This window comes from Lentzea xinjiangensis (assembly GCF_900110955.1).
Classification (GTDB): Bacteria; Actinomycetota; Actinomycetes; order Mycobacteriales; family Pseudonocardiaceae; genus Lentzea; species Lentzea xinjiangensis.
Genome location: NZ_FOFR01000019.1, coordinates 41230 through 65843, shown reverse-complemented (window position 1 = coordinate 65843; position 24614 = coordinate 41230). Strand labels below are relative to the sequence as shown.

The 24614-nt window shown below is 67.9% G+C and carries 28 protein-coding genes and 1 pseudogene; 19 read left to right on the top strand and 10 right to left on the bottom strand.

The genetic code is table 11. The annotated features are described in order from the left end of the window. The first annotated feature begins 43 nt into the window (after positions 1 to 43). Both BMW88_RS31495 and BMW88_RS31490 read left to right on the top strand, forming a co-directional pair. Positions 44 to 775, top strand: coding sequence for an anti-sigma factor (locus BMW88_RS31495; protein WP_177221508.1), 732 nt, complete (start codon positions 44 to 46; stop codon positions 773 to 775). Positions 776 to 817: 42 nt separating this feature from the next. Then, positions 818 to 1210 carry an NAD-binding protein gene (locus BMW88_RS31490; RefSeq protein ID WP_281249473.1) on the top strand — a complete coding sequence of 131 codons (393 nt, stop codon included), beginning with the start codon at positions 818 to 820 and terminating at the stop codon, positions 1208 to 1210. A gap of 63 nt (positions 1211 to 1273) precedes the next feature. On the opposite strand, the pseudogene BMW88_RS43635 reads toward BMW88_RS31490, so the two are convergent. Next, positions 1274 to 1691, bottom strand: a pseudogene (locus BMW88_RS43635) (fasciclin domain-containing protein). 1034 nt (positions 1692 to 2725) lie between these two features. Between BMW88_RS43635 and BMW88_RS31480 the strand changes: the two are divergent. The 3 genes from BMW88_RS31480 to BMW88_RS31470 all read left to right on the top strand — a co-directional run bounded on the left by BMW88_RS31480 (position 2726) and on the right by BMW88_RS31470 (position 5083). Then, positions 2726 to 3463, top strand: a complete 738-nt coding sequence (locus BMW88_RS31480; protein WP_218148270.1) for a hypothetical protein — start codon at positions 2726 to 2728, stop codon at positions 3461 to 3463. Between the two features lie 63 nt (positions 3464 to 3526). Continuing rightward, entirely contained in the window at positions 3527 to 4171 is a 645-nt protein-coding gene (locus tag BMW88_RS31475) for a class F sortase (protein WP_245778182.1), read from the top strand. 306 nt (positions 4172 to 4477) lie between these two features. Further along, the gene (locus tag BMW88_RS31470) at positions 4478 to 5083 is read left to right on the top strand and encodes a flavodoxin family protein (RefSeq protein ID WP_089957829.1); all 606 of its coding nucleotides are present in this window, start codon (positions 4478 to 4480) and stop codon (positions 5081 to 5083) included. Between the two features lie 363 nt (positions 5084 to 5446). Here BMW88_RS31470 and BMW88_RS31465 read toward each other — a convergent pair whose 3' ends face one another. Then, positions 5447 to 5893, bottom strand: coding sequence for a hypothetical protein (locus BMW88_RS31465; RefSeq protein ID WP_089957826.1), 447 nt, complete (start codon positions 5891 to 5893; stop codon positions 5447 to 5449). 148 nt (positions 5894 to 6041) lie between these two features. On the opposite strand from BMW88_RS31465, the gene BMW88_RS31460 reads away from it, so the two are divergent. Together BMW88_RS31460 and BMW88_RS31455 are read left to right on the top strand one after the other, a co-directional pair. Next, the gene (locus BMW88_RS31460; RefSeq protein WP_177221506.1) at positions 6042 to 6866 is read left to right on the top strand and encodes a hypothetical protein; all 825 of its coding nucleotides are present in this window, start codon (positions 6042 to 6044) and stop codon (positions 6864 to 6866) included. A 171-nt stretch (positions 6867 to 7037) separates the two neighbouring features. Continuing rightward, positions 7038 to 7637 (top strand): DUF998 domain-containing protein, encoded by a 600-nt coding sequence (locus tag BMW88_RS31455; protein ID WP_089957823.1) that lies wholly within the window; start codon positions 7038 to 7040, stop codon positions 7635 to 7637. A 775-nt stretch (positions 7638 to 8412) separates the two neighbouring features. Here BMW88_RS31455 and BMW88_RS31450 read toward each other — a convergent pair. The 3 genes from BMW88_RS31450 to BMW88_RS44125 form a co-directional block, all read right to left on the bottom strand. Continuing rightward, positions 8413 to 9561 (bottom strand): IS701 family transposase, encoded by a 1149-nt coding sequence (locus BMW88_RS31450; protein ID WP_089957820.1) that lies wholly within the window; start codon positions 9559 to 9561, stop codon positions 8413 to 8415. 760 nt (positions 9562 to 10321) lie between these two features. Then, the gene (locus BMW88_RS31445) at positions 10322 to 10657 is read right to left on the bottom strand and encodes a hypothetical protein (RefSeq protein WP_089957817.1); all 336 of its coding nucleotides are present in this window, start codon (positions 10655 to 10657) and stop codon (positions 10322 to 10324) included. A gap of 391 nt (positions 10658 to 11048) precedes the next feature. After that, positions 11049 to 11174, bottom strand: coding sequence for a hypothetical protein (locus BMW88_RS44125; RefSeq protein WP_281249472.1), 126 nt, complete (start codon positions 11172 to 11174; stop codon positions 11049 to 11051). Positions 11175 to 11509: 335 nt separating this feature from the next. Between BMW88_RS44125 and BMW88_RS31440 the strand changes: the two genes are divergently transcribed. The 3 genes from BMW88_RS31440 to BMW88_RS31430 are packed head-to-tail and all read left to right on the top strand — an operon-like array spanning position 11510 to position 12955. After that, positions 11510 to 12358: an acyltransferase domain-containing protein gene (locus BMW88_RS31440; RefSeq protein ID WP_143116358.1), complete on the top strand. Its 849-nt coding sequence runs from the start codon at positions 11510 to 11512 to the stop codon at positions 12356 to 12358. Next, positions 12358 to 12564 (top strand): hypothetical protein, encoded by a 207-nt coding sequence (locus BMW88_RS31435; RefSeq protein ID WP_089957811.1) that lies wholly within the window; start codon positions 12358 to 12360, stop codon positions 12562 to 12564. Before BMW88_RS31440 ends, BMW88_RS31435 begins: the two co-directional genes overlap by 1 nt. A gap of 1 nt (position 12565) precedes the next feature. Then, positions 12566 to 12955 carry an ACP S-malonyltransferase gene (locus BMW88_RS31430; protein WP_089957808.1) on the top strand — a complete coding sequence of 130 codons (390 nt, stop codon included), beginning with the start codon at positions 12566 to 12568 and terminating at the stop codon, positions 12953 to 12955. 307 nt (positions 12956 to 13262) lie between these two features. Here the strand turns inward: BMW88_RS31430 and BMW88_RS41265 are convergent, their stop codons facing one another. Next, the gene (locus BMW88_RS41265) at positions 13263 to 13445 is read right to left on the bottom strand and encodes a hypothetical protein (protein ID WP_143116357.1); all 183 of its coding nucleotides are present in this window, start codon (positions 13443 to 13445) and stop codon (positions 13263 to 13265) included. Positions 13446 to 13568: 123 nt separating this feature from the next. Between BMW88_RS41265 and BMW88_RS42340 the strand changes: the two genes are divergently transcribed. The 6 genes from BMW88_RS42340 (at position 13569) to BMW88_RS42335 (ending at position 17385) form a co-directional block, all read left to right on the top strand. Then, complete coding sequence (locus BMW88_RS42340) at positions 13569 to 13733, top strand: hypothetical protein (RefSeq protein WP_177221505.1); 165 nt, start codon at positions 13569 to 13571, stop codon at positions 13731 to 13733. A gap of 187 nt (positions 13734 to 13920) precedes the next feature. Then, complete coding sequence (locus BMW88_RS31425) at positions 13921 to 14550, top strand: ATP-binding protein (RefSeq protein WP_143116356.1); 630 nt, start codon at positions 13921 to 13923, stop codon at positions 14548 to 14550. Positions 14551 to 14967: 417 nt separating this feature from the next. Further along, entirely contained in the window at positions 14968 to 15192 is a 225-nt protein-coding gene (locus tag BMW88_RS31420; protein ID WP_089958056.1) for a hypothetical protein, read from the top strand. 344 nt (positions 15193 to 15536) lie between these two features. Beyond that, positions 15537 to 15977, top strand: a complete 441-nt coding sequence (locus BMW88_RS43630) for a hypothetical protein (RefSeq protein ID WP_245778181.1) — start codon at positions 15537 to 15539, stop codon at positions 15975 to 15977. Beyond that, entirely contained in the window at positions 15974 to 17029 is a 1056-nt protein-coding gene (locus tag BMW88_RS31415; protein ID WP_245778180.1) for a PP2C family protein-serine/threonine phosphatase, read from the top strand. Before BMW88_RS43630 ends, BMW88_RS31415 begins: the two co-directional genes overlap by 4 nt. Then, entirely contained in the window at positions 17026 to 17385 is a 360-nt protein-coding gene (locus tag BMW88_RS42335; RefSeq protein WP_177221504.1) for an STAS domain-containing protein, read from the top strand. Before BMW88_RS31415 ends, BMW88_RS42335 begins: the two co-directional genes overlap by 4 nt. Before the next feature lie 393 nt (positions 17386 to 17778). On the opposite strand, the gene BMW88_RS31405 is transcribed toward BMW88_RS42335, so the two are convergent. Then, positions 17779 to 18801, bottom strand: a complete 1023-nt coding sequence (locus tag BMW88_RS31405; protein ID WP_143116355.1) for a glycosyltransferase — start codon at positions 18799 to 18801, stop codon at positions 17779 to 17781. A gap of 1054 nt (positions 18802 to 19855) precedes the next feature. Here BMW88_RS31405 and BMW88_RS31400 point away from each other — a divergent pair. Together BMW88_RS31400 and BMW88_RS31395 are read left to right on the top strand one after the other, a co-directional pair. After that, a complete protein-coding gene (locus BMW88_RS31400) occupies positions 19856 to 21031 on the top strand; it encodes an alpha/beta hydrolase (RefSeq protein ID WP_177221503.1) in 1176 nt (391 codons plus the stop codon). Between the two features lie 577 nt (positions 21032 to 21608). After that, complete coding sequence (locus tag BMW88_RS31395; protein WP_089957792.1) at positions 21609 to 21866, top strand: hypothetical protein; 258 nt, start codon at positions 21609 to 21611, stop codon at positions 21864 to 21866. Positions 21867 to 22546: 680 nt separating this feature from the next. Here the strand turns inward: BMW88_RS31395 and BMW88_RS41260 are convergent. After that, complete coding sequence (locus tag BMW88_RS41260) at positions 22547 to 22756, bottom strand: hypothetical protein (protein ID WP_143116354.1); 210 nt, start codon at positions 22754 to 22756, stop codon at positions 22547 to 22549. Positions 22757 to 22774: 18 nt separating this feature from the next. Here BMW88_RS41260 and BMW88_RS44640 point away from each other — a divergent pair, with 18 nt between their 5' ends. Continuing rightward, positions 22775 to 22957, top strand: coding sequence for a hypothetical protein (locus BMW88_RS44640; RefSeq protein ID WP_483868436.1), 183 nt, complete (start codon positions 22775 to 22777; stop codon positions 22955 to 22957). A 136-nt stretch (positions 22958 to 23093) separates the two neighbouring features. Here BMW88_RS44640 and BMW88_RS31385 read toward each other — a convergent pair whose 3' ends face one another. Together BMW88_RS31385 and BMW88_RS42330 are read right to left on the bottom strand one after the other, a co-directional pair. Beyond that, complete coding sequence (locus BMW88_RS31385; protein WP_425434710.1) at positions 23094 to 23321, bottom strand: chaplin; 228 nt, start codon at positions 23319 to 23321, stop codon at positions 23094 to 23096. A 218-nt stretch (positions 23322 to 23539) separates the two neighbouring features. Then, a complete protein-coding gene (locus BMW88_RS42330) occupies positions 23540 to 23689 on the bottom strand; it encodes a hypothetical protein (RefSeq protein WP_177221502.1) in 150 nt (49 codons plus the stop codon). Positions 23690 to 24614: the final 925 nt, after the last annotated feature.

Below are 24614 nucleotides of genomic sequence, written 5' to 3'. Positions count from 1 at the left end.
GGTGGTGTGCAATCCGATCAGCCAGCGGATACGAAGAGGATGCGTGAAACCGGGAGAGACACGTGCGACCAATCCGCACCTGCTGACCGGTGCTCACGCGCTCGGCGCGCTGCCAGACTCCGAGCGAGCCGAGTTCGAAGCACACTTGAACAGATGCCCGGGCTGCACGGCCGAGATGGCCGGACTGGCTGAGACCGCGGCCCGACTTGGCAGCGCCGTGGGCCACGTCGTCCCCGCAGCCCTTCGGCCAGAGGTGCTGCGCGCGATCCGGCGCGCGAGGCAGGTGCCGCCGACCCCTCAGCTCGAGAGAGTTCTTCCGCCGCGCCAGAGCTTTCGACGCGCCGCGATGCTCATCTCGGCTGCCTGCGTGGTCGCTGCGGCGGTGGGCGGTGCGTACGGCGCAGCGACCACGTCAGCGATCACTCCTGTGGCCGCCTCTCCTCGCACGCAGATCGGTGATCTGCTGGCGGCGCCGGACCTGCGGCTCGTCACGACAGGAGAGCCGGCGGCTACCGCGGCGATGTCGCCCGGCCGCAACGAGATGCTCTTCCTGGCACACGGCCTGCACACGCTGTCGCGCGACCGCGTCTACCAGTTGTGGTTGATCGACGACCACGGTTCGCGATCAGCGGGCATCGCGCGTCCGGCGGGCAATGTAACTTCATTGTTCGTGAGCGGGATCGAGGGGGCCGGCGAAGCCGTTCTCACCGTCGAGCTGGCGGGCGGTTCCCCGAGCCCGACCGGCTCTCGGGTTCTCACCATCGCTCTTCGCTGAATCGGACGCAATCCGGTTCGAGCAGCAAGCCGAATCCCGGTTGTGACCGATCACATTCTCGTCATCGGCTACGGCGACACCGGACGCAGCGCCGTGAACTCCGTGCTGGCATCACAGTCGGACGCGCGGCTGACCGTGTTGGACATCGACTTTCTCGCCGCCGTCGAGGCAACGGCCAACGGTGTCGCCGCGGTGGTCGGTGATGGGCGAGACAGATGTGCTCTCGACGAAGCTGCAGCCGACATCGCCGATCGTGTCATCGTCGCGGTCCCGGACGACCTCAACGCGTTCCTGATCACGAGAGCGGTCCGGCCACTCAACCCCGACACCCTCATCGTGGTCGTCATCCGCGAACCGGTGAACCACGCGATCTTCACCTCCGACGGGATCGTGACCGTCCACAAGCAACAACCCCCAGACGACCGGCAGACATGAAGACTCCGGAAACCGCCTGTACAGCGCGGTTCCCGGAGTCGCGGTACTGCTGCCCTGGAGATGTCAGGCGGGCATCAGGACCGAGTCGATGAGGTAGACGGTGGCGTTGGCGGTCTTCACGCCACCGCAGATCACGTTGGCGTCATTGACCTTGATCGCGTTGCCGGAACCGGTGACCTTCACAGTGCCGGGTCTGCACGGACTTCTGGTCGCCAGCGATCTTGTCGGGCGAGATCTGGCCCGGGACGACGTGGTACGTGAGGATCTTGGTCAGCAGCGCGTCGTCGGTCTTGAGCTTCTCGATCGTCGCGGCGTCGATCTTCGCGAACGCCGAGTCGACCGGCGCGAACACCGTGAACTCAGCACCGTTGAGCGTCGAGACCAGGTTCACCTTCGGGTTCAACTTGCCCGACACCGCGCTCACCAGCGTGGTCAGCAGCGGGTTGTTGCTCGCGGCGACGGCGACCGGGTCAGCGGCCATGCCCGACACCGAGCCAGAACCGGACGGAACCTGCTTCGCGTAGTCGGCACAACCGGGACCGACGAGGTTCGAGGCCGGGTCGGCCATCACTGAGGACGACGGCGCCATCGAGGTCGCCGAGGTGGGCGCGGTACTGGAGCTGCTGCTGGCCATGTCACCCGAACCGCACGCCGCGCCGAACAGCGCGAGTGAAGCGGTGCCGATGGCGAGAGCGGTGTTGCGGACGGTCTTGTTCATGACGGACATCTCCAAGGAGTGAACGGGGGAGGTTGTTGCTCGTGATTCGCCGCCCCTCGGAGAACGGATGGGTCTGGTTATCGATCTGTTACAACGAGATTGCGGATCACGCGCGAACAGGGCAGATACCGCGCCGGAAAGCCACCATCCACAGTCGACAGTCACTGCGACTCACTCCTCTATGTCGCAGGCACTTCTGCCACATGAGCACTCCGTTATTTGTTTGCCCGTCATCTTTTTCTCCGGCGGCACCCAGAGCGCCCGTTCCACGACGCCTGGGTCAGGAGTGGTGGCCGTGGATCTGCGTCATCCTCACGCTCACGTTCGCCGTCGGCGCCGCCATCCCGCTGCTGATCTTCGCCCTCGCCGGCCGCCGCGTCGCCGAACGCGTGCAGTCCTTCCGTGGCTTCCTCGAACCGCCGCGCTTCCTGCAGAGTTTCAACTTTCCCCGTGCCGGAGCCGGCCGGTCCGCCCGAAAGCGGCCTTGCCGTGTTCACGCGCACGTGCCCGGCGCCACGGACGCAGGCGGCGTGGCCGGAAACAGGGTGGTACCGCCGCTCCGGTCGTCCCTGCGCGGGAGAGCGGAGCGCCCCAAGGTTGCCCGACTCGATGCTCCGGTCGGGTTGGTTGGCGCCCAGGCGTTGTCGCGGCGCCGGCCGGGTGCCTGCCGTCTTTGCTCCGAACCGATCCGCCGACGACGACGAACTACCTGTATCAGACTCGAGCGATCGGAAGGTACTTCGACGATGAAGTCACGAAACGCTCTATTGGCAGTGCCTGCGGTGGGGTTGGCGTTGATGTTCGGCCCTGTCGCCCATGCCCAGCAGGAAGCGGTCCAGATCCAGTTGCAGGACCTCAACGGCACCGGCGCCACCGGCACCGCCACCCTGACGCCGGCCGCCGGCGGTGCGCTGACGGTGTCGATCAAAGCGAGCGGGATGACCCCCAACTCGCCGCACGCCCAGCACATCCACGGATCGGCGTCGGGCCACGACTTCATGTGCCCGACCAAGTCCGCTGACGCCGACGGCGACGGGTTCGTCAACACCGAGGAAGGTCTGCCCGCCTACGGCGACATCTTCGTCTCGCTGACCACGCAGGGCGACACAACCAAGGCCAGCGGCTTGGCGGTGGACCGCATGCCCATGGCCAACGCCCAGGGCGTGCTGACCTACGAGCGCACCATCGAGGCGAGCGCGTTGCCCGCCGGCACCATCGAACACCTCAAGGACCTGCATGTCGTGCAGCACGGCATCGACGTCAACGGCAACGGCACCTACGACATGGAAGCTCTCGGCGAGTCGACCTTCGCCAAGTCGCTGGGGGTCAACGGTATCCCGGAGGAGGCGACCAACCCGGCCACCTGCGGCATGGTCTCCGGCGCGGCTCCAGGCTCGGTGCCGGTCGGCGGTGTCGAGACCGGATCCGGTCCGAGCGCAGACACCGGCAGGCAGGCACTGCTGCTCTCCGGCGGGCTCGTGCTGCTCGGCGCGGCCGGGATGGCGCTGGTGCGCCGACGCACCAGCCGGCAGTAGCAGAGACACCCTGTGATGACCCTGCAAGCCTCCGGCGACCGTCGCCGCGCCCACCGGGGCGTGGTGGCGGCCGTCGGCCTCGCCGTGATCGGTGTCGTGCTGCTACTGCTCGGTCTGCTGGCCCGTCCGGCGGCACCGCCGGCACCGGCCGGGCAAGCCGCCGCGCCACCGACATCAACCACCTCGACCACCTCGACGCGAGCACAGCCGTCACCCGAGGCACCTCGCGCCTTGACCACGGGGCCGCTGATGGACTCGGCCACTCCGGTCGAGATCACCATTCCCGCCTTGGCGGTGTCCTCCCAGCTGGTGGACCTGGGTCTGCAGAACGACGGCGCGATGGAAGTTCCCGTCAACGGCGAAGACGCCGGCTGGTACACCGGCGCCCCGACCCCCGGTGCGCTGGGGCCGGCGGTCATCGCGGGCCACGTCGACTGGAAGGGCGAACCCGGCGTGTTCCACCGGCTCGGAGCCCTCCGGCCGGGCGACCAGATCGAAGTCCGTCGCGAGGACGACAGCACCGCCACGTTCGCCGTGACATCGGTGCAGCAGTACCCGAAGGATGCGTTCCCGACCGACGAGGTCTACGGGGCGATCGACCACGCAGGTCTTCGCCTCATCACCTGCGGCGGCGAATTCGACAGCTCACGCAGCAGCTATCGCGACAACATCGTGGCCTACGCCACGCTGATCAACGCCCGCCCCTGACCGACACCGGACAGCACATGACGTCACCGGTCGTGCCCGTCACAACCGACACCCGCACGGCCGGTGTCGCGACCGTGTGCCGTGAAACCGAGTGGGCAGGTCTTTGCGTGGCCGCGCGCCCGGCACGCTTTCCTAGGCCACCACCGGGACGGTCGGTCATGTGCTTCGTGTTCGCCGTGTAGCTCAGCCCGCCCCGCCGCAGGTCGCCGTACTCCGGAACACGAGACCGAGATCCCCCAGGCTCGTCGACAGGCGTACCGGTCGAGTCGATGACACGATCGAGACCTACGTTCATGGAGGCCTGAGATGTCGTTGCGCGCATTCGCGCTGTGTTGCTCGTTGAAGAAGTCGCCTGCCGGGTCGAGTTCGGAGTTGATCGCGCGGGAGATTCTCGCCGCGTTGGCCGATCACGATGTCGACGGCGATCTGGTCCGGGTGGTGGATCACGACGTGCGGTTCGGGGTGAGCCTCGACGAGGGCGACGGTGACGGCTGGCCGGGGTTGCACGAGCGGATCATGGCGGCCGACATCCTGGTGATCGCCACCCCGATCTGGATGGGGCAGCCGTCGAGCGTGTGCAAGATGGTGCTCGAACGGCTGGACGCGGAGCTGTCGGAAACCGACGACGCCGGACGCCTGAGCACCTACGGCAAGGTCGCGGTCCTGGGTGTGGTCGGCAACGAGGACGGGGCCCATCACGTCACCGCCGAGGTCTTTCAAGCGCTCAACGACGTCGGGTTCACCATCCCCGCGGCGGGCGGCACCTACTGGGTCGGCGAAGCGATGCAGACCCTGGACTACGACCGGGCCGGCCCCAAACCCGACACCACCGGCGCCGCCACGAAGACCCTCGCGGCCAACGCCGCCCACCTCGCCCGTCTGCTGCGCGACACCCCGTACCCGCCCTCCTGACGCGGACACCGTCGTCAGACCCAGGCCAGCCGCGAGTGCACAGTGCTTGCATGTACGGCGCGATTACGATCTGGGTGGGACTGGCTGATGCGGTCCCACCCAGATCGCTGTCACGTTGTTACAGCACACGGCCCATGTCTCAGCGTTGCCACCGTCGCCGACCGGGCCGGAATGACGCCCGTTGCTGTACGCGGCGTCGCTCGCATCGCCGGTCTTCCCGTGATCCCGAAGTTCCCGCAGGCCGACGACGCTCGTCTGCTCGTACTGCCGTCCTCGCGTGAGGTGCTGTCACCAGGTGCGGCCCTTGGCTCGAGCCGTTGTCGGCGCACAGTCGTGGCTGTGATCCGACAGCGGTTCCTGCCGTCAGGAGACCGCGGGTCGCAGCGACTCGAATGCCACCCCCGTGGCGACGGCGTAGACGCCCTTGTGAAACAGGTCCGTGACCAGCTCCCGGCGTTGCCACTTCGACGGCCACTCAGCGATGCCGAGACTGCGGTAGAGCAGCACGTCGCCACCCCACACCACGGCATAGTGCGCGATCGTGGCCGACACCGGCCCCAGCGGGGTAAGTCCGATCAGACCACGTACCGCGCCCAAGGTAATTCCGTGCGCCCAGTGCACCGGCCCGTTCAACCGCTTCACGACTACGGGGTTTTCCCCACGCCCGGACAACTTCGCCCCGACTTGCCCGGGCACAGTGCTGTCCTCACGCTTCGTCAGCCGCGCCTCGACCGTCTCAGAGATCGTCAGCACGGCCGTGCCAACTAGACCCGCGGCCAGTCCTACGCCCACGGCACCCAGAACGTTCATTGCCGTTCCCACTTTCATTGAGGCCGGGATTTACTGGCCGGTCGCCTGCTCGGCCCGATCAGGCAGTTCCCGAGCCGAGTTCCCGTGTGTGGGACTGGCAAACATCGGGCCGTGGGTACAGCTCCGTCCTCCCGCTGCGGCGTCCGCGGTGGCGGGTTATCTCGTGGTTGGGGGCAATCTGGAGCGGGCTCGGCGCCGAACGCACTCTGTAAGGCAGATCGTTTCGATCCACCTGTGGAAGGAACGAACGATGACAGCGTTCAAGACGAAGGCACTGCGTGCGGCGGTTCCTGCGCTCGCGCTGGGGATGGCTCTCGCCTCGCCCGCGGTGGCCTCGGCTCACGAGGGCGATCACGGCACCGGATCCGGGCGTGACGGTGGCACCACGGTGGCCAAGGTGCAGCTTCGGCAGCTCAATCACAGCGGCGCTTTCGGGCAGGGAGCTCTTGTCCTGCGCGGCAACCAGGTCGACATCGCCTTCCGGGTGCGCGGCGTGCTCGCCGACGCCCCGCACGCGCAGCACATCCACATCGGCGCACAGGGGCGTTGCCCCACCCAACGCGCCGACACCAGCGGTGACGGCATCGTCAACACCATCGAAGGCCACCCCTTCTACGGCCACATCGGCACCTCGTTGACCACCAACGGCGACACCAGCCCCGCCAGCGGCCTGGCCATCGACCGCTTCCCGACGCCCGACGGCACCTCCTACAACTACCGGCGCACCATCACAGTGACCGCCGACGTCGCGACCAACATCCGCAACGGCACGGCAGTACTGGTCGTACACGGCATCGACCCCAACCGCAGCGGCGCCTACGACGGCAGCGCGCCCAGCGACCTGGACCCGTCCCTGCCCCTGGAAGCCACCTCGCCGGCCGCCTGTGGCGCCTTCCAGACGTGGAAGGGCGGCCTGCTCGGCCTGAACCTGGACCTGGGCATCGACCTGGACTTGGGCCTCGGCCGCCGCTGATCTCCAAGCCAGCCACACGCGCCGGAGCGTGCCTTCCCACCCCTTAGGCGCGCTTCGGCGCAGACTCGTCCCAGGCGGCCTCCATCGGCGCCTGGGACGGGTTGGCACGGCGATCAGGGTGCCGTCGATGCCCGATTCCAACGGGGGTGATCGGTGCGGTTGAGGAGCAGGATGGCGTGGCCGGGTGGGCTGAGACGCGAGCCGTTGATCACCGCAGCGGCGCTGTGGGTGTTGGGAAGTACCTGGTACCTGCTGTCGGAGGCTGTTGCGGCGTCCGCTTTCCCGAACTACAGCTATGCGCGCAACTACATCAGCGATCTCGGCGCCGTGCGGAAGGACCCTCTGAACGAGCGGTCGGTCGACTCGCCGCTGGCGGAGGTCATGAACCTCGGCTTCCTGCACCAAGGCCTGTTCTTCCTGCTCGGCGCGGTGTTCGCGGCCCGGGCACTGCCCGCCGGCCGGGGCCGTACTGCTTTCGTTGCGCTGGCGGCCGCGCACGCGGTCGGCAACGTCCTGGTCGCCACCTTCCACAGTGGTCAGCAAGCGGCGGACGGCGGTACCGCCGCTCTCCACCCCATCGGTGCGGTGATGGCGATCCTCGGCGGCAACCTGGCCACCGTCGCCTTGGCTTTCCTGCTCCACCAGCACGCCGTAGCCCGCTTCACCCGGCTCGCCGGTTTCACGTTGGGTGGCATCGGCATCACCTCGCTGCTCGCGCTCGGCGTCACCACCGCCTCCGGGACGTCCCTGCTGTTCGACAACGGCACGTAGGAACGCGGCTCCGTCTACGCGATCACCACCTGGCAGCTCGTCGCCGCGACGGCCGTCTTCACCGCGAAGTGTTCCCGGACCGGCGAGGCTTCTGCTCACCGTGCGGTAGACGGTCAAGTTGCCGGCACCGACGACTGAAGCCGTCGTCCGTTCGGCGAGATCACCGCGGTCACTGTGCACGGCGATGATCGCGCTGGAGAGCCAGCCACTGCAGGCCGGACACTCCGTTTACGACGCTTACATCGGCAAGCCGGACCGGTGGCCAACGGCTCACAGAATCCTGTCAGCTACTGCGAACTGCCCGAGGAGAAGGCGTTCCTGCTGCGGCCGTGCGCCTGCGATTGAGGCGAGAAGTCCGATTGGGACTTCCTGCCTGGTCACGATGTGCGTGCTATCCAGGCTTGTGTCCGCGTGCATTTCGGCGGCTCGCCGCTGAAGTTCGTCCAGTGGGTCGACGGCACGCTCTCCGGTGCGGCTGTGGTGTCCGGGAAGCCAGCATGAGCGGTGATGGCGACGTGCAGGACGCGTTCCGCGCCGGCTGCGCGCGCCGATCCCCACAGGTATCGGCCCGGCTGAGCGTGCCCGGATTCATAGAGCTCGCCTTAGTACGACAACGACAGGTCGTGATACCCGCGCTTTCTGTGGTGGCTGATCCGGGCACGGGTTTGGCTTGTTCGTCGCCATGTCGACCAGTGCAGGACGTGATCCACGGTGTGGGCAAGGCGGGCGACGAGCCGGTTCCACAGTCGGCGAACCTCGTTGACCGACAACGGGATCAGCGGATGGGCAGCGCCGGATGCGGATCCCCCTTTTTGGCGATCTCACGGGTGATCACCAAAAAGGCCAGTGCGGTCATGGACAGTGTGACGTGCCGATACCAGGCCTGGTAGCCGCGGACCTGGTAGTGGTCCAGCCCGGTCTCGTTATTCGCGGTCTGGAAGCACTCCTCGACCGCCCACCGCGCTCCCGCGATCTCCACCAGGCGCCGCAGAGTGGTGTCGGCCGGACCGAAACAGATGTAGTAGGCGATATCGGACGAATCGGAGACGCTCCGCCTGGCCAACAGCCAATGACCCCAACCCGGTTTGCGCAGCGGACGGATGTCGACCGCGGCCCAGTCCGCCATCCGCGGACCCTTCGCACCCACACCGGCCGCGAGCCGTTCCCACGCCGTGCCGGGCAGCTCGGCGATCAAGCGATGGACGCGGACCTTGAACAACTCGAACGACACCGCCACCGCGTTCCTCTGCACAGCCACGACATGCGGCACGTCCAGATTCTCCAGCCACAGCCGGAACATCGTGTCGTTGCCGTAGACCTCGTCCGCGGTCACCCACCCAAACGGCACCTCCGCCTGCAGCGCACGTTCAATCATGCGCCGGGCGAGCATCTGCTTGGTCGCGAACCCGACCTCGTCACCGATTCCCGCCGCACGACACCGCTCCCGGTCCTCGGCCCAGTCCTTCGGCAGGTACAACTCCCGGTCGATCAACGCCCGCCCGCGCGGCGAGGCATAGGCCAGGAACACCCCGATCTGCGAGTTCTCGATCCGCCCCGCCGTCCCCGAATACTGACGGCCCACCCCGGCGGACTTGGTGCCCTTCTTCAAAAATCCCGTCTCGTCCACGATCAGCACACCGTTCCCGGCATCGCCTATCGCCTCGACCACCGCGGCTCGCACATCATCACGCATCCCATCGGTATCCCAGGCGCAGAAGTTCAGCAACCGCTGCATGCCCTCCGGACCGGCGTCACCAGCGGCCTCCGCCAACGTCCAGCCGTTCTTCCGCTCCACCTCGGACAGCAAACCGCTGACATACCAACGCATACGCCGCCGCGACTCAACACGCGGGAACCGACCCGCGAACCGACCCAAGAACGCATCGAAGCCCGCAGACCAACCCGCCACCAACTCCACCGACACAGAGATCAACTACCAGAACACGAACCCGCATAACAACCTGTCGTTGTCGTACTAAGCGCGGGTCGCCCAGGACGAGCCGGGCATCCGCGTAGCGGGTGACCAGCCACGCGGATTCGCCGTAGGGCGGTGGGCCAGGACCAGCGTCAGGAGCTCGCGCACCTGCTCATACGCCGGAGCCAGTTCTGGACCTTCGGGTCGTTGAACGGGCAGGCGAGAGCTACCTGGCCGTTGACATCATCGCAGCCTCCACGGTCGGAGTCGCCGCCTCGCGGACGCAGAAGCCGCGCGGCACGGTCACAACCGTGCCGCGCAACCACCACGACGTCCAACCCGTCATGGGCACGACGATCGTTCCCCACCTGCTGCTGCCTCATTCCGTTGCGCACCGGCCGAACCTGTGGTTCATGCGCCCAGAGCGTGCCCAGACGCATGAACCACAGGGTTCGCCGCAGTGGGCGAGCGACGCAGAACTCCGCCGACACAGCTCCGATCGGCTCGACGCCAGTGGGGCCAGGACCGCGACGACTACCGCGACCAGGTCCGTGCTAAGAGCACCCGGCCGTGCATCCCCTGCCGCAGCGTCGAGTGCGGCTGTGGTCGACCTGTTCACCGATGAGCGGCCGGGCAGGTGTTCGTTCTGCTGCACTGGCTCTCTCGCCCGCGCAGTCGCCCGGCGACCCGCGATGACGTTCACTGGGCCTTCCCCGGTCGCACTGGCTCGACCATCGCCTGTTCGGCCGCCGCCGACCGACGAGGGGTGTCACTTGCAGCCGGTGCCGACGACGTTGCTGGTTCCGGGGATGTCGGTCTCGACCACGGTGACGGTCGAGCAGACGTAGACCAGGTTGGTGTTGATCTGTTCGATGGAGCCGTTCTCGTAGGTGCCGACGAGGGGCAGCTCACCGCTCTTGAGAGTGCATCGCACGCCCGCCACGTTGTACAGCGATCCCACGGGGGTCGCGGTAACGGCCTCACAGAGCAGGTAGATGCTCCTGGAGTTGTCGGGCGGCGCGGCGGAGGCGGTACCGGCGCCCAGGCCGAGCACGATGGCCAGGGGTGCGGCTGCGGCGAGCGCGGTCAGACGGGTACGGTTCATGGGAAGTCCGTTTCCGCCCCAGGGTGTCGCGGTGTCCTGTCAGGGTTGTGTGCCGCGACGCCCGGAGGGCTTTCTCGTGGGTGGTGTCCGGTCGGAGGACCTACCGGTGCATGCCGGTGTGTCGGCCCTCTACCTGCTAGACGCTCCAACCGGCCCCAATACGCACGCCAATCCGTTCATCCGTCGACATATACCCGTATGGATCAGCGGACCGGGTCGTTCGACGCTGTGCAGGTCACGAACCGGCATGTCAAGCCGACCGTGTCCGGTTGCCCATGTGATGACGTAGCGGGCGTGTGGGCTCGGAAGTAGCCGCGGATGATGTGTGGTCGGCGTCGGTGGCGGCGTAGGAAGCGTCGGGTTCGTGGGCGAGCCGGTCGACGTGGTGGGCTCATGGAGCATCGGCGTTGCGTTTGCGGTCGGCGTTGAGCAGCTCGTCGGGGTTGAGCTCGGGCTGCAGGAGCGGGCCGGTGGCGCCCCGCAGCCTGCGCCACCGGATACCGGCGTCGCTGGACACAGGCGCTCCACTGGCTCCGCTCGACGGCACAAGGCCGCAGGGAATCTGATTCCCTTCCCATCAACGAATTACGCATCCACGCTGGCAGCCATGCCTACGCCCACCTGAATTCGGGGACATCACCATGACGACGCTCGACAACAGCACCGACAGCCACAGCACTCACCCACGACGAGGCGCTGCTCGCCGACGAGCCGCTGGAGTACCCACACCTCGTCAGGGGAATCGATCCGCAGATCCTGATCGCGAAGGCAAGTTCTCGATTCTTTAGTGATCAGTTCAAATGATCTGGTGTGTCAGCTTTGCTTGCAGGCACGACGTTTCATGATCATGGCTTGCGTGAGGAGGTCCTGACTGACGAGCTGTGGGCTCGGCTGGAACCAGCTGCCCGCCGTCCTGTGTTCAGCTCCTCGAAGTGCTCAGCGATGCTAGGGCCGGTGACCACTGCCCCGATCGGGACCGTCACCGTCGAGGAACACATCCCCCGCAACGAAACTCGCCAACCGTATCGAACGCGCACGGCTGCCTCGGAGCTGGTCGTCTTGGCCGGGGCCTCTCCGCAGGACCTGCTCGACAGCTTCCGCGCTGTGACCGAGGACCGGCGGCCACTGTCCGTGATCGCCCGTGAATCCCAGGAGAAGCTTGCTGTCCGTGTGCTCGACCGGCGGCTCGCGGCCGTGGCCACCGACACCGACGAGCTGAGGCGCAAGACAGAGCAAGCCGTCGCGCGCGTTCACAACGCCCCGCAGACGCCGTTCAGCACGCCGGATGGCACGCACTACGGCGCCGGCTCGCCCGGCGCAGGACGCATCGCGTTCCTCTTCCCCGGCCAGGGCAGCCAGTACGTGGACATGGGCGCGGATGTCGCCATGCACGTCCCGCAGGCCCGCCTGCTGTGGGACCGGCTCGCGGACGTCGAGATGGACAACCGTCCACTGCACAGGGTCGTGTTCCCCGGCACCGCCTTCAGCGACGAGGAAAGGGAAGCGCAAACCGGGCGGCTGACGGCCACCCAATGGGCACAGCCCGCCGTGGCTGCGCACAGCATGGCGCTGCTGGCCGTCCTGGACGCCCTGGGGATTCGCCCGGACTGCGTCGCCGACCACAGTCTGACCGCCCTGCACGCCGCCGAGTCCTCGGCGACGCCTCCCTCCTGCGCCTGGCGCGGCGGCGAGGCGAGCTGATGCGCGACGCCGCATGCGAATCCGGCGGCATGCTCGCCGTACACGCGACGGTCCGGTACGTCGACCACGCAATCCGCGCTGTCGGTGCCCGCGACCTGTGGACTGCCAACCACAACGCTCCCGAGCAGGTGGTGATCTCCGGTGGGAGCCGGTCCCTCGCCGCGCCCGGCAGCTGGAGGAACGCGGCGTCCGTGCGCGACCGCTGAGGTGTCGGCAGCCTTCCGCAGCCCGCTCGTCCAGGACGCGGCCGGTCCGTTGCACAGCTACCTGCGCGAACTCGAGTTCACGGCGCCGAAGGTCCCGGTCTACGCGAACTCCGACGCCGCCGTGTACCCCGCCGCCTCTGCCGGGATCGCCGAGCGGATCGCCCGTCAACCGGTGTCCCCGGTGCGGTTCGCCGACCAGGTGACCTTGATGTACGACGACGGTGTCCGGACGTTCGTCGAGGTCGGCCCCGGCTCGGTCCTGACCGGGCTGGTGCGCGCGAACCTCGGACACCGCGAGCACACAGCGATCGCACTGGACCAGCAGGGCAAGAACGGCCTCACCGCGCTGCACGACGGCATCGCCAGGCGCTTTCCCGGGGTGTGCCGGTGACTTCGCGCCGCTGTGGGAGGACCACGCGCCGCAACCACTGCCCGACCCGACCAAATCCCCCGCCGTGGTTTTGATCACAGGCACCAACCACCGCAAGCCCTATCCGCCCGCCGACGCCACGCACTCACCGGAGGTGCCAGCCGTTATGCCGCAGCCAGCGCACAGGCCGACGGAACGACGGCCGGAACCAGACCAGATCCCGACCGTCCAGGGGCCGGCCGGCCGGTGGGAGACCGTGCGGGAGGTTCACCGGCCGGCAGCCGCCACGCACGCCTCCTACCAGCGCGATGGCCGACACCCACCTCGCCTACCTGTCGGCTGTGGACAGGTCGCTGAACCACCCGCAAGGCACCGCGACGCCGGATCGAGCCACCAGCCGTGCGACTACAACCGACGACGTCGCGGCGAACGGTGCGCCCCGCAACGGGTCACGCAGCGGCACTTCCCCCGCGGCCGCGCCGGTCATCCCGCCCATGGAGCCGGCGCCCATGGAACCGCCACCTGCCCTGGCCGATCTCCACCACGTCACCGCGCAAGCCCCCGACATCGAGTCCTACGAGCCTGTACGGCGCGGGAGCAACGGCAGCGCGGACACGGATTCGGTCAAGCCCCGGTGGGCAAGCCCGTGCCGACCGAGCCGGTTCCGTCTGCCGTAAGGGCCGCCAAGACTGACTCGGCGGCTGAATACCTCACCGCGCTGACGCTGCAGGACGACGCGACTCTGCTGATGCTGGAGTGGACCACGACCGACCAGGTCACCTTGCTGCCGGCGTTGTGAGGGGGCAGCGTGCTCGCTAGCGGTTCGCCAAGAGCATGAACGCCGTGATCGCCGGTTGCGGTCCGCTGCACCGCTACCTGTTCTGACATCGGAACTGCGCCTGACCAGGGTCAGCGTGAGTCTCCAGTCTTGGTGGTGGAGACCCGTGCTGGCGAGTGCGGCTCAGTCAAGGTCGCTGGTCAGGCGTATGAAGCAGCCGCCAGCTGATCCCACCCCTTGTTCTTCGGCGGCGATGGCGGTCGCCGGGGTGGTGAAGACTGCGCGCCGCGAAGCCGCGCTGATGGTCAGAAATGGTCGTTTTGGGGTAAAGCAGGGCATCATGAGGGTGAGTGCTGGTTGGGCGGGTTGGGGCGCCGGAGCAGCGTTGCCACCTTTCCACGAGGACGTGAGGCACGTGCATCGCACCAGCGATACGGATGATGGCCCTATAACGAGCTTCCTGCAGTTCACCCGTGACGCCGGCCAAGCCGCGGCGGCCAGGCGCTGGACCCGCGAGACGCTGCGCGATGTGAGCGATGACGAACTGGACGACATTCTCCTGGTCGTCACCGAGCTGGTGAGCAACGCCGTCGACCACGGCACGAGCCCTTACGTGCTGCGCCTGTGCCAGTCGGCCGAGCTGTGTCATGTGCGGGTCGAGGTCGACGACGCCAGCGCGGACATGCCCGTCCTTGACTCGTCGCGGCTGGGCGGTGATCGCGGCCGAGGCATGGTCATCATCAACCGGCTGGCCAAGGATTGGGGCGTCTCCCCAGGTCTTGAGGGTAAAACTGTCTGGGCGGAGATCACCTGCGAACCGCGGTTCCCTTCGGCGTGACGCACACGTAGGTGCGCCGGCCACCGATCAACTCTGTTGCCGGGTGCGGGACTGTAAAACTCCCGATCATGGAAGTGCACCTGATGTCCGACATGATGTCCGGCGTGGAGAACGCCGAGGACGGGCACCGGTCGCGGTGGCCTCGGGTGTTCATCGTCGGGCAGTGCGCGGTACATCGAGCGAGCGTGCGACCTGCGACCAGCGGTCGCGCGATTTCTGAGCCGATTCGACCGATATGTTGATCTTCGACCACTGCCGCTGCTCGGCGTGTCCGCAGCGTTTGCCGTCCGGGTGTGAGGCTCGATGCTCCATCCCGGTGGTCGTGCGTATCGATCCGGTCATAGGCGCCGAGGCGGAGGTCGGGCTCGATAGGGTGGCGCGGTCATGATCGACTACGAACGTGAGGGGAAGTCACCAGTGGCTGTTTCCGTGGACTTGGCCAAGCAGCTGGACAAGGCGTACGAGGGGCTGACCGTGGCCGAAGTCCTCGACGCGCCGGTCGCGGCCTTGGCCGGGGTCAGCGAGGGTGACGCGGAGAAGTTGGCCTCGGCCTTCGGGATCAAGACCGTGCGGGACCTGGGGACCAGCAAGTACTTCAAGCTTGCCGCGGCGCTGGTGGACTTGGACCAGGCCGCCAAGTAGCTGGCGCATATCGCTGTTCGGCGGGGTGCGGACACGCGTGTCCGCACCCCGCTGGGCTTTCCGGACAACCGGTGGAGCGCCGGGTGTGGGTGATGGATGCGATGTGGGCTTCGTCCGGTATGCGGGGCGTGCGCACAGTAGCGTTTCGCCACTCGGTCAGGGATGCGGAGTGGGTGTGGACGGCTACGGTTTCACCATCGGGCTAGCTAGTGGTGTGCCGGATCGGCCCAACCGGTACGGTCGTACCGCGAGCGGGCACGGGCCCCGGTGGTGGTTGTCCGGGCGGTGTGCGGCGCTCGCGGACGAAGGCGAGCAAACGCTCGCGCGAGGGGTGGGGATTCGCGATGGGGATCGCACAGCCAGAGGGCGAGTGGACCCCGATCGTGGTGCCGGGTGGCCGGGACGCATCACCGGCGGCGGTGGAGGCCGCCCGGATCGAGGCGGTGCGCCGCTACAACATTCTCGACACTCCGCCCAACGGGGCGTTCGACCGGGTCGCGCGGCTGGCCGCGCGGTGGTTCGACGTGCCGATCGCGTCGGTGACGATCGTGGACTCCGACCGGATCTGGTTCAAGGCCGCGCACGGTCTGGACGGGGTCACCCAGATCGGGCGTGATCCGGGGTTATGCGGGTCGGCGATCCTGTCCGACGACACCTACGTGGTCACCGACGCGGTGACCGATCAGCGGCGTGCGACAACCCTCTGGTCACCGGCGAGCTGGGGGCGCGGTTCTACGCCGCCGCGCCGATCGTCACTGCCGACGGGCACCGTCTGGGCACGGTGAACGTGATCGACACCAAGCCGCGCCGGATCGACCAGGCCGGGATGGACACGTTGCGGGACCTGGCCGCGGTGGTGCTGGACGAGCTGGAGCTGCGGCTGTCGGCGTTGCACCGGCTGCGGCTGGAGCGCCAGCTGCGCGAGCAGGCCGAACGCGACCGTACCGAGATCGAGTCCTTCGCGACCACCTTGCAACGCAGCCTCGTGCCGCCCGCGCTGCCCCGCGTGCCCGGCCTGGAGATGTCGGCGCTGTACCGCACCGCCTCGACGCGCGAGGTGGGCGGGGACTTCTACGACGTGTTTGCGCTGCCCGGCGGCCGGTGGGCGGTGAGCCTGGGCGACGTGTGCGGCAAGGGCGCCCCGGCCGCGTCGCTGACCTCGTTCATCCGCTACACCCTCCGGGCGCTTGCCGTCCACCACGACGACCCGGTGGCGGTGCTGGCCGAGCTGAACGCGGCGATGATCGCCGAGCAGAGCTTGGACGCGATGCCCAAGTTCTGCACCGTGTTGTTCGCCGTGCTCACCCCGCTGCCCCCAGGCCACCCGGACGCTCCAGGCAATCCGGCCGGTGACGGGGCCGGGGCGGGGTTCGAGGTGACGGTAGCCTCCGAGGGACATCCGCCGCCGTTCCTGCTGCCCGCCGCAGGCGGGGCGCGGCCGTTCGAGGTGCCGCCGGGAACGCTGGTGGGGATGCTGCCCGACGCGCCGTTCGCCATCGGCACCCAGCGACTGGGCCCTGGGGACGCCCTGCTGCTCTACACCGACGGCCTCACCGAGGCCCGCACCCACACCGGCGAGCAGTTCGGCGAGAACAACCTCGAGGCCTTCTTGGCCGCCCAGCACGGATGCCGCGCTGCGAAACTGACCGACCGGGTCAGCGCCCTGCTGGACCGCTTCGACCCCGACCGGGCCGACGACGTCGCGGTGCTCGCCCTGACCGTGCCGCCTCGCCCGGACCGGCCCGACGGCCCACCACCGGCCCGCACCCCGGCCACGGACGCACACCCCGGCACGATCCCGGACGCTGGCCCGGCCGGCAAGGAGGAGGACAGGTGAGCACCCCGCCTCCCGTCACCGTCGCCCTGACCACCGCCGACCGCGACCGCGTCGTCATCGCCCTGGGCGGCGAGATCGACCACGTCACCGCCGCCCGGATGCACGACGACGTCCTGGCCCTGATCGACAACACCGGGACCGACAGCACCCCAGGGGTGCACGTGCTGCTGGACTTCTCGCAGGTCCGGTTCTGCGACTCCTCCGGCATGAGCGCCCTGCTGGGCATCTGGCGGCGCCTGCACACCCGCGGCGGCACCCTGACCGTCACCGCGCTGCCGGCCAACATCGCCAAAGCCCTGCGCATCGGCGGCCTGGACCAACTCATCCCCATCGTCGCCGCCGACACCCCGGCGTGACAATCTCACGCCGTGGCGTCCGCAGCGTGACGCGACAGCGAGTCGGTCTCTCCACAGCACCGGGCACGACACCACCCGGCATGGTGACGACCCTTAGGTGACTGTTCGCGGGACTACAGTCGCCCCTTCGACCAAGCGGCCGAGTGGGCGATCGGCAATACCGAACGCCGCCGGGTCCACGACTGCGTCCGGGGGCTGAGCCGCTGCCAACGTAGGCGCTCGTGCTGGCCTACTATGGCGGCCGGACCTACCGCGAGGTCGCGCAAACGGGGTGGGGGACCAGGCGACGAACCGGCGGTGGCAAGACCGTGTTCGGGTCGGTCAGCTGCTGAAGGTCACCGGCATTGCGCTGGAGTTGGCGCATCGATGACATCACGCGCGAGGTAGGGCCAGTTAGTGCAATGCCGCGTCGTTGCGGCGCGAACCGATCGCCTGGTCGTATGCCTGGACCAGGTCGCTGGCGACGCGACCCCACGAGTACCGCACGCACGCTCGGTCGCGGGCGGTCGTGCCGAGCAGGTCCTGTTTCGTCGAGTCAGCCACCAGTGCGCGCAGCGTGCGGAGAAGCTCAGCCACGCTGCCCTGCGGCACGTGCAGACCGGTGATGCCGTGCACCACCATGTCACTCGGTCCGTCAGGTATGAGCGCGATGACCGGGACACCGCACGACATCGCCTGCAACGTCAGAGCTTCTTGCTCGGCAGATGAGCCCGCGCACACCGCGACATCAGCAGACCGCAGAAGTGCCGCACGATCCTGATCCGACAACAACTGAGCAGTGCCGCCGATGGTCGCGAACTTGGTGTTCGGAACCACGCTGGAGACGTCAATGTTGTTGAACGACAACGGTTCACCCAGCCACACCACGCGGTGTGGCAGCGAGCGGGACCTACCGGAACTGTCCGGCTGGAACAGTTCGGTGTCCACGCCCGGCGGAACCACGTACACCTGTGCCCTCCGCGCACCGGCTCTGATCAACGCAGCGGCTCGGCGCTCGCTGGTGACGACGATCCGGCTTGCAGCATGGCAAAGCCCTCGCTCAACCGAACGAGACTGAACGGTCTTTCCGTCCGGTTCGTCCACTGTCTGCACCAAGGGCACCTGGGCGTGGCGTGCACTCATCGCGCTCACCAGCCCGGATGCCCACGATTGCGCATGCACGACATCAGGCCTTTCCCGCTGCCACTGCGCGACGAGCATGTCCGCGAACGCCGCTGCGGTCGGGGGAAGGTGCGTGACCGCGAACCCGTTCATGCTCATGTGCTCTTCCGCGGTGAGATCCGAGTTGCCCGTGTACACGGTCACCTCGTGCTGATGCCGGGAAAGTGCGCCGGCCAACGCGGCGACATGACCTCCGCGTGAGCAGATGACGGCGTTCACAGGACTGGCGTCGAGAGAGACCATCGCAATCTTCACCGGAAAGGCTCCTTCGACGAGCACAGCGAACCGATCCGAGCTGCATCCTCAACCCGTTAGCGCGATTCGTATACCCGTTGTTGCACGGAACCAAACCTTGAGCGCATCGCCGGGGAAGAGCTCGGCATCCGCCACCCGGCGGGTAGATTCGCGTTGCCGGGACCCGCGACCTCGAAATATTGACAACGCCAGTGTGGATGGCGAAGCGACGGGGAATGCTGAGAGTAGTCCCCTCGTGATACACGGGGCCTGGCGACGCATTGCCATGCGTTGTTGCGCATTCATGCTGCGCTTTGCTGTATTGATGCTGCCGGTACCCGGCACTGGGCTCAGCATCGGCGACCCGCGAGCGTGACCAACACTTTGCCGAGGTGTGCGTCGTATCGACCTTGTCGAGCGCTTCGATGATGTGACCCGGCGCGGTGCTAGCGCCAACGCGCCAGGGGTGAACGCGGGCCAGTGCGCACCTTCGGCGGTCAGATCGGCCACCAGCACTGACCCGCCGGAGCCGAACGCGTCCAGACACGGTCCTTCACCGATGGTGAGTTGGAGGTCGCCCAGCGCGGCGCTGGTCGGGTTCGTCGCGTGGACCAAGCCCCGACTCGGGTGAGTCGCGCCGTCGGAACCGTTGTGGAGGTGGCTGAGCACGGTGGCGCTGGCGCCGGTGACCGACAGTTCCATCACACACCGCGCGCAGACGAGCGCCACGATGGAGCCCGAGTCACGATACCGATCGGCAATGAGCAGCCGGTGGAGCCGAGGACGCCGGTTCTGCTCCACGACACCCTCCGCGCTCGGCTCGCTACCACCAGATCAACCCTAGCGCGCTCACGACCAGCCGACGGCACCTGCGCAGGTCGGCAGATGGGTACGGGGGTGCTCCGCCCGATCGTCGCTTGAGCGGCCAGTGTTGTACCGGAGACGAGTGCGGTGAATGGGACGATGGACACCGAGCGGTCCGGGGACGGGCATGGCGCACGGCGCCAGCTGCTGGCATGATCACGCCCGGCCGCTACGGGGGTGCCGAGCACGGCGTGCGTGCGGAGGGTTGTCGGTGCTGGAGGATGTCTTCTTCGTGTCGTCTGCATCATTGGGCGGTGTGCCCGGCGAGGTGATCCGGTCACGGCAGTTGACCGGGCCGGCCGCGTTGAGCTCGGCGTCGCGCAACGATCTGGTGCTGTACCGGTCGACCGCGGTGGACGGCACCCCGATCGCGGTGTCGGGCATCGTGGCGCTGCCTCCCGCCCCGGCCCCGCAGGACGGTTATCCGTTGGTGAGCTGGGCGCACGGCACCCTGGGGCTGGGCGAGAAGTGCGCCCCGTCGCGCGACTCGCTGGAGCTGGCGGAGCGGCTGCCGGAGCATCACCGGATCAACCAGGCACCGCACGTGCTGCTCAACGCCTTGCTGCGGGCGGGGTGGGCGGTCGCGATGACCGACTACGAAGGACTGGGCACCGGGGGTGTCCACCCCTACCTGCTGGGCGAGTCCGAGGCCTACGGCGTGCTCGACATCGCCGTGGCCGCCCGCAACCTGCACCCGCAGATCTCCACCCGGCTGGCGGTCGTCGGACACTCCCAGGGCGGGCAGGCCGCCCTGTTCGCCGGCCATCACGCCCCCGCCCGCACTCCGGGACTGGACCTGTGCGCGGTCGCAGCTTTGGCACCGGCCTCGCACATCAAGGACGACGTGCTCGCCGGCAGCCGCTACCCCGGAACCACACCGGGACTGGCGTTCACCCCGATGCTGCTCACCGGCGCGATCATCGGCTCGACCGCCGGGGCCACCGCCGGCGACACCGTCATCGACCCGCGCCAGGTGCTCACCGACCGGGCCTACGAACTGTTCGCAACCTCCGGCGACCGCTGCCGCGTGGAACTGTCCACCACCGAGCTGTGGGGTGGTATCCCCGGCACCGAACAGTTCCGCGGCGACCTCGCCGGCGACCCCGACCCCCACCAGCGCGAGTTCCTGCGCCAGCTCGACCTGACCAACCCCGCCCTGCCCGTCCCCGCCCCCATCCGGATCTCCCACGCCCAGAACGACACCCGCGTCGCCATCGCCCACACCAACCGGCTCGTCCCCGAACTCGCCGCCCTGGGCAACGACATCACCTACCGCATCCACCCCACCACCGCCGACGCCGGCACCCTCGGCCCCCACTTCGGACTCTTCACCACCGACACCCCCGAACTCCTGCACTGGCTGCACCAACACGCGGCCGCCGCGTAACCGGCAACACCGATCGTGGTTCCTGGACATCTCGCGGAATATCCTGACCAGCGCGAACCAGGCTCATCACGACTGGCCGGATGGGTCGCGAGCGACACCGGCTGCCACATGCAGGCCAACAGTCCATCTCGACGGAGTCCAGGCGGCAAACGAGGCCAGCGAGACACTGTGTTGTTCTCGGGTACGCCCTACCTGCTTGACAAGGCCATGGTTCGATCGCCGGGCCGTGCCTGCCTCCTGCGGCCGGGCGCGAGCGCCGGCACCGGCTGGGCTGCTACGGCTCGTGGATGGCTTGGGGGGACCTGTCGCGCTCATCCCGTTTAGGTGGTGGACCTGTCCGGTTCGCGGCGCAGGCCTGACCGGAACAGCAGTTGGCAGGTCGGAGCTTTGCACCAAGGTGACATGTGCCTTGTGCCTTCGGCGGGCACGTCTCTCGCGTCCGGCCTGCGATTGTCCGGCGGGCATGTTAACCCGTATGGACCATCGATTTGCTAGGCCATGTGGCAGATACCTTGCGTAAGGATGCTCATCGTCTTCGAGTCGGAATCACCCGCAGGGTGAACAACAGGAGTACCTAATGTCCATTCGCGAACGGGCCGCCGCGACGCTGACCGTGCTGGCCGCCGCTGCCGCGTTGGCCTTGGTCACCGGCGGTACCGCCTCCGCCGACGACGGCCTCGTCCCTCTCGGCGGTGGCGTGGGCCTTCTCGGAGGCGGTCTCCTCGATACCGGTCTCCTCAATACCAGTCTCCTCAGTGACAGTGGCGTGGGTGGCAGCGGCGGTGGTGGTCTTCTCGGTGGCGGTGCCGGCGGCGGTGGCCTCATCGGCGGCTGACCGCGCCAGCCGTGCGCCCGGTATCGGATGGCGACCCACATGTCGTAGGCGGCGGCGAGTTACACGGATGCGGCGGCGGTTGACCTGGTAGCGGACGGCGAGTGCGGAGATGGACCAGCCGCGGTCGAGGCGGCAGGTCCGCACCGAGCAACTCGATCAGCACCTGCCGGGCAGGACGTCCGGGTCGGGGCCGGACAGGTCCAGCCCGTCGGCCAGCTCGCGGGTTGGTTGCCAGCTCACGGGTTCGTCGATGCCGTGGCCGACGAGGAACTCGGCTACGGCCAGGCCGCGGCGCGCTTGACCGGCGCCGGGAGCAAGGTGACGATCATCGTGAGATGACCAGGCCCGCGAACCTCATTGCATTGCAGGGATCTCACCCAGGTGCTCGCGTACCCGCGGCATCTGACCAACTAGGCGCTCGAGCACGACTCCGTGCGAGCGACCTCCGGCCACACCCTGGAGGCATCGCCCACTTGAGCTTGCATCCCACCCTGTTCGTGTCCCGGCACCGGGGACTGTCCCTCGCCCCACCCGGCACTCCATAACCCGCCGACGCCACTACCTCGCTGCCCGCTGCCTGGACTGGCCTCGGCTTGTCCACTGAGGATCGCGTGACGATCCGCCGCGCCATCGAGAAGCCCGGCACCACACTGGCAGCAGCTCACCCCCGCGCGCTACATCTACACCTCCCAGGAACTCACCGTCGCGAGCGTTTTCCAGGAGACACGCGGCATCGTGCTCGGCGCGTACTTCGGCGGCATGACCTTCACGGAGACCGCGCAGGGCTCGAAGAAGTACAGGGCGGAGATCAGCTCCGTGCCGAAGGTCGACGAGCGCACCCTGTGCGTGGACTGGTCGAGTAGATCAGCACTACCGAGGTCTACAACCACCGTCTATACATCCCGCGCGTGGAGGTCTCCGAGACTTCCGACTCGCAGTGGACCCGCACGCAGGAAGCCCGCTGGGGCCTGACCTTCGCGGCCTTGTCACCTGCGTCCGGCACAACCCTCTCGGTCTGGCTCACCAACGATCCCGCTGTCCTACCCGCCATCCCGGCAACGACGACAGCCCAGAGCGCCGCCTCCAAGTGACATCGCGTTCCCGCCCAACCGGCCTCCAGCTAGCAGATGGATGCCGGCTTGAGGCTGGTTGAGCGAGGCTTCGCGCAGCACGTCAGCTCAAAACGAGCCCGCACCGTCGCACCACGTTCGGCAGTGCCGCCGACGATCAGATGTCAACGTCAACGCCAACCAACTCCCTCTCGCAGGCGTTGCCAAATGCGGGATTGAGCGCGCCGATGACGTCCACCGTGTTCCCGCAAGCGTTGACAGGGATATTTACAGGCATTTGCATGACGTTGCCCGAAATAGCCCCCGGCGAGACGCTGGCCCCTACGGCGTCGAGCGCGAACGCGGTCCCGGTGTAGCCGGTGAGCATGACAGCGCTGATGGTCAAGGCGGCAGCGCAGCGTCGAACAGTTCCCATCGAAACTCACTCTCAGTAGTAGATCAACCACAGAAAGCATAGAGACCCATCCGGCGGCATCAATTAGCCCGAATGGCTTGTCCGCGTCGACTGCGGCGAACACGGCGACGTGCACCGGCCGACGCCGCAGAGTGGCGGCGGGAGAAGCTCCGACGGGGACCGGGTTATCAATGCGGCGGGTGGCCGGGCTATTCGACCGTGCTGCCCGCGACGGTGTCGGCCGCTCGCTCTGTGTTGGCGATGATGCCGTCGATTAGCTTCGGCCACAGCGCTTCGGGCAGGTCGCGGCCCATGTCGGGCAACGGGGTGTACTCGGAGTCGGGGATCGCCGACAACACCGGTCCCGGTACCTGCTCCGGTCAGCGTTGACGCACGAGACACTGCTGCCTCAGCACATCGCGAGCGAGAAGAACCGGTGCACCAGGCTCACCGACGCCGACCGGCGGACTCTGCCCCGCTGTCCCGAACCACTCGACGCGGCCGGGTCGAGCAGGGCGGGAGCTGCCGCCACCTCGCCACCGGCGCGGCGGCGCCCGCATCCCGCTCAAGACGGAACCGCACAGCCGGCGGACGACATGGCCGACTGCAGGCTGCGGGTGCGGCGGGGTCTCGCGCAGCGGGTCCTTCCCCGCGCAGGCGGATCCACCGGACTCCACGGGCTGTCCTGCTCGGGCATGCGCGGAAGGGACCCGGCGGTGCCGCGCCGGGGGCAGCACGAACCCGCCGCTCACCGTCGGCGGTTGTGCTGCTGCGAGATCACCACACTGACCGGCACAGGCCACCACCGCTACCGTGGTTCCGCCACACCGAACCTGAACCGGAGAGGTCCGATGAACGAGGAACAGCAGCCCCAGTCGCAGGTCGCGCAGCCGGAAACGCCAGCCGGGGAGACCTCGCCGGCGGCACAGGAAATGCCTTCGGCAGTCACTCCCCAGACACGCGTCGGAGGCCACAAGGTCGGTCTCGCCCTCGAACTGGAGCAGTAGCAAGGGCCGCGAAACCCGCGGCGCGAAGTACTGCGCCAAGCCGACACACCGCACGTTCCAGCCGTGCTCCGTGCCTCACCCACAGCCCGTTCGCCAAGCCGGCCGGGTCAGTGATGACCCGCAACTCACAGACCATGCCGCGGTCTACGAGTGGGACGCGCGGAAATCGGGACGCTGTCGGCGGTCACGGATCGCGTGACCGCCGACAGGCCCTGGGCCATCGCCGCCGCCGAAGAGTTCGACGAGGGCGACGCCTGCGCCGAGCGGTTCGTCGGGA

What these genes read in the sequence shown, in the direction of transcription:
- BMW88_RS31445 (WP_089957817.1), bottom strand. Translation starts at nt 10,657, where the DNA reads ATGAACCGTACCCGTCTGACCGCGCTCGCCGCAGCCGCACCCCTGGCC.
- BMW88_RS31425 (WP_143116356.1), top strand. Translation starts at nt 13,921, where the DNA reads ATGAAGCAGCCGCCAGCTGATCCCACCCCTTGTTCTTCGGCGGCGATG.
- BMW88_RS31480 (WP_218148270.1), top strand. Translation starts at nt 2,726, where the DNA reads ATGTTCGGCCCTGTCGCCCATGCCCAGCAGGAAGCGGTCCAGATCCAG.
- BMW88_RS31470 (WP_089957829.1), top strand. Translation starts at nt 4,478, where the DNA reads ATGTCGTTGCGCGCATTCGCGCTGTGTTGCTCGTTGAAGAAGTCGCCT.
- BMW88_RS31455 (WP_089957823.1), top strand. Translation starts at nt 7,038, where the DNA reads ATGGCGTGGCCGGGTGGGCTGAGACGCGAGCCGTTGATCACCGCAGCG.
- BMW88_RS31435 (WP_089957811.1), top strand. Translation starts at nt 12,358, where the DNA reads ATGCGCGACGCCGCATGCGAATCCGGCGGCATGCTCGCCGTACACGCG.
- BMW88_RS41265 (WP_143116357.1), bottom strand. Translation starts at nt 13,445, where the DNA reads ATGGGCGCCGGCTCCATGGGCGGGATGACCGGCGCGGCCGCGGGGGAA.
- BMW88_RS43630 (WP_245778181.1), top strand. Translation starts at nt 15,537, where the DNA reads ATGGGGATCGCACAGCCAGAGGGCGAGTGGACCCCGATCGTGGTGCCG.
- BMW88_RS31465 (WP_089957826.1), bottom strand. Translation starts at nt 5,893, where the DNA reads ATGAACGTTCTGGGTGCCGTGGGCGTAGGACTGGCCGCGGGTCTAGTT.
- BMW88_RS31395 (WP_089957792.1), top strand. Translation starts at nt 21,609, where the DNA reads ATGTCCATTCGCGAACGGGCCGCCGCGACGCTGACCGTGCTGGCCGCC.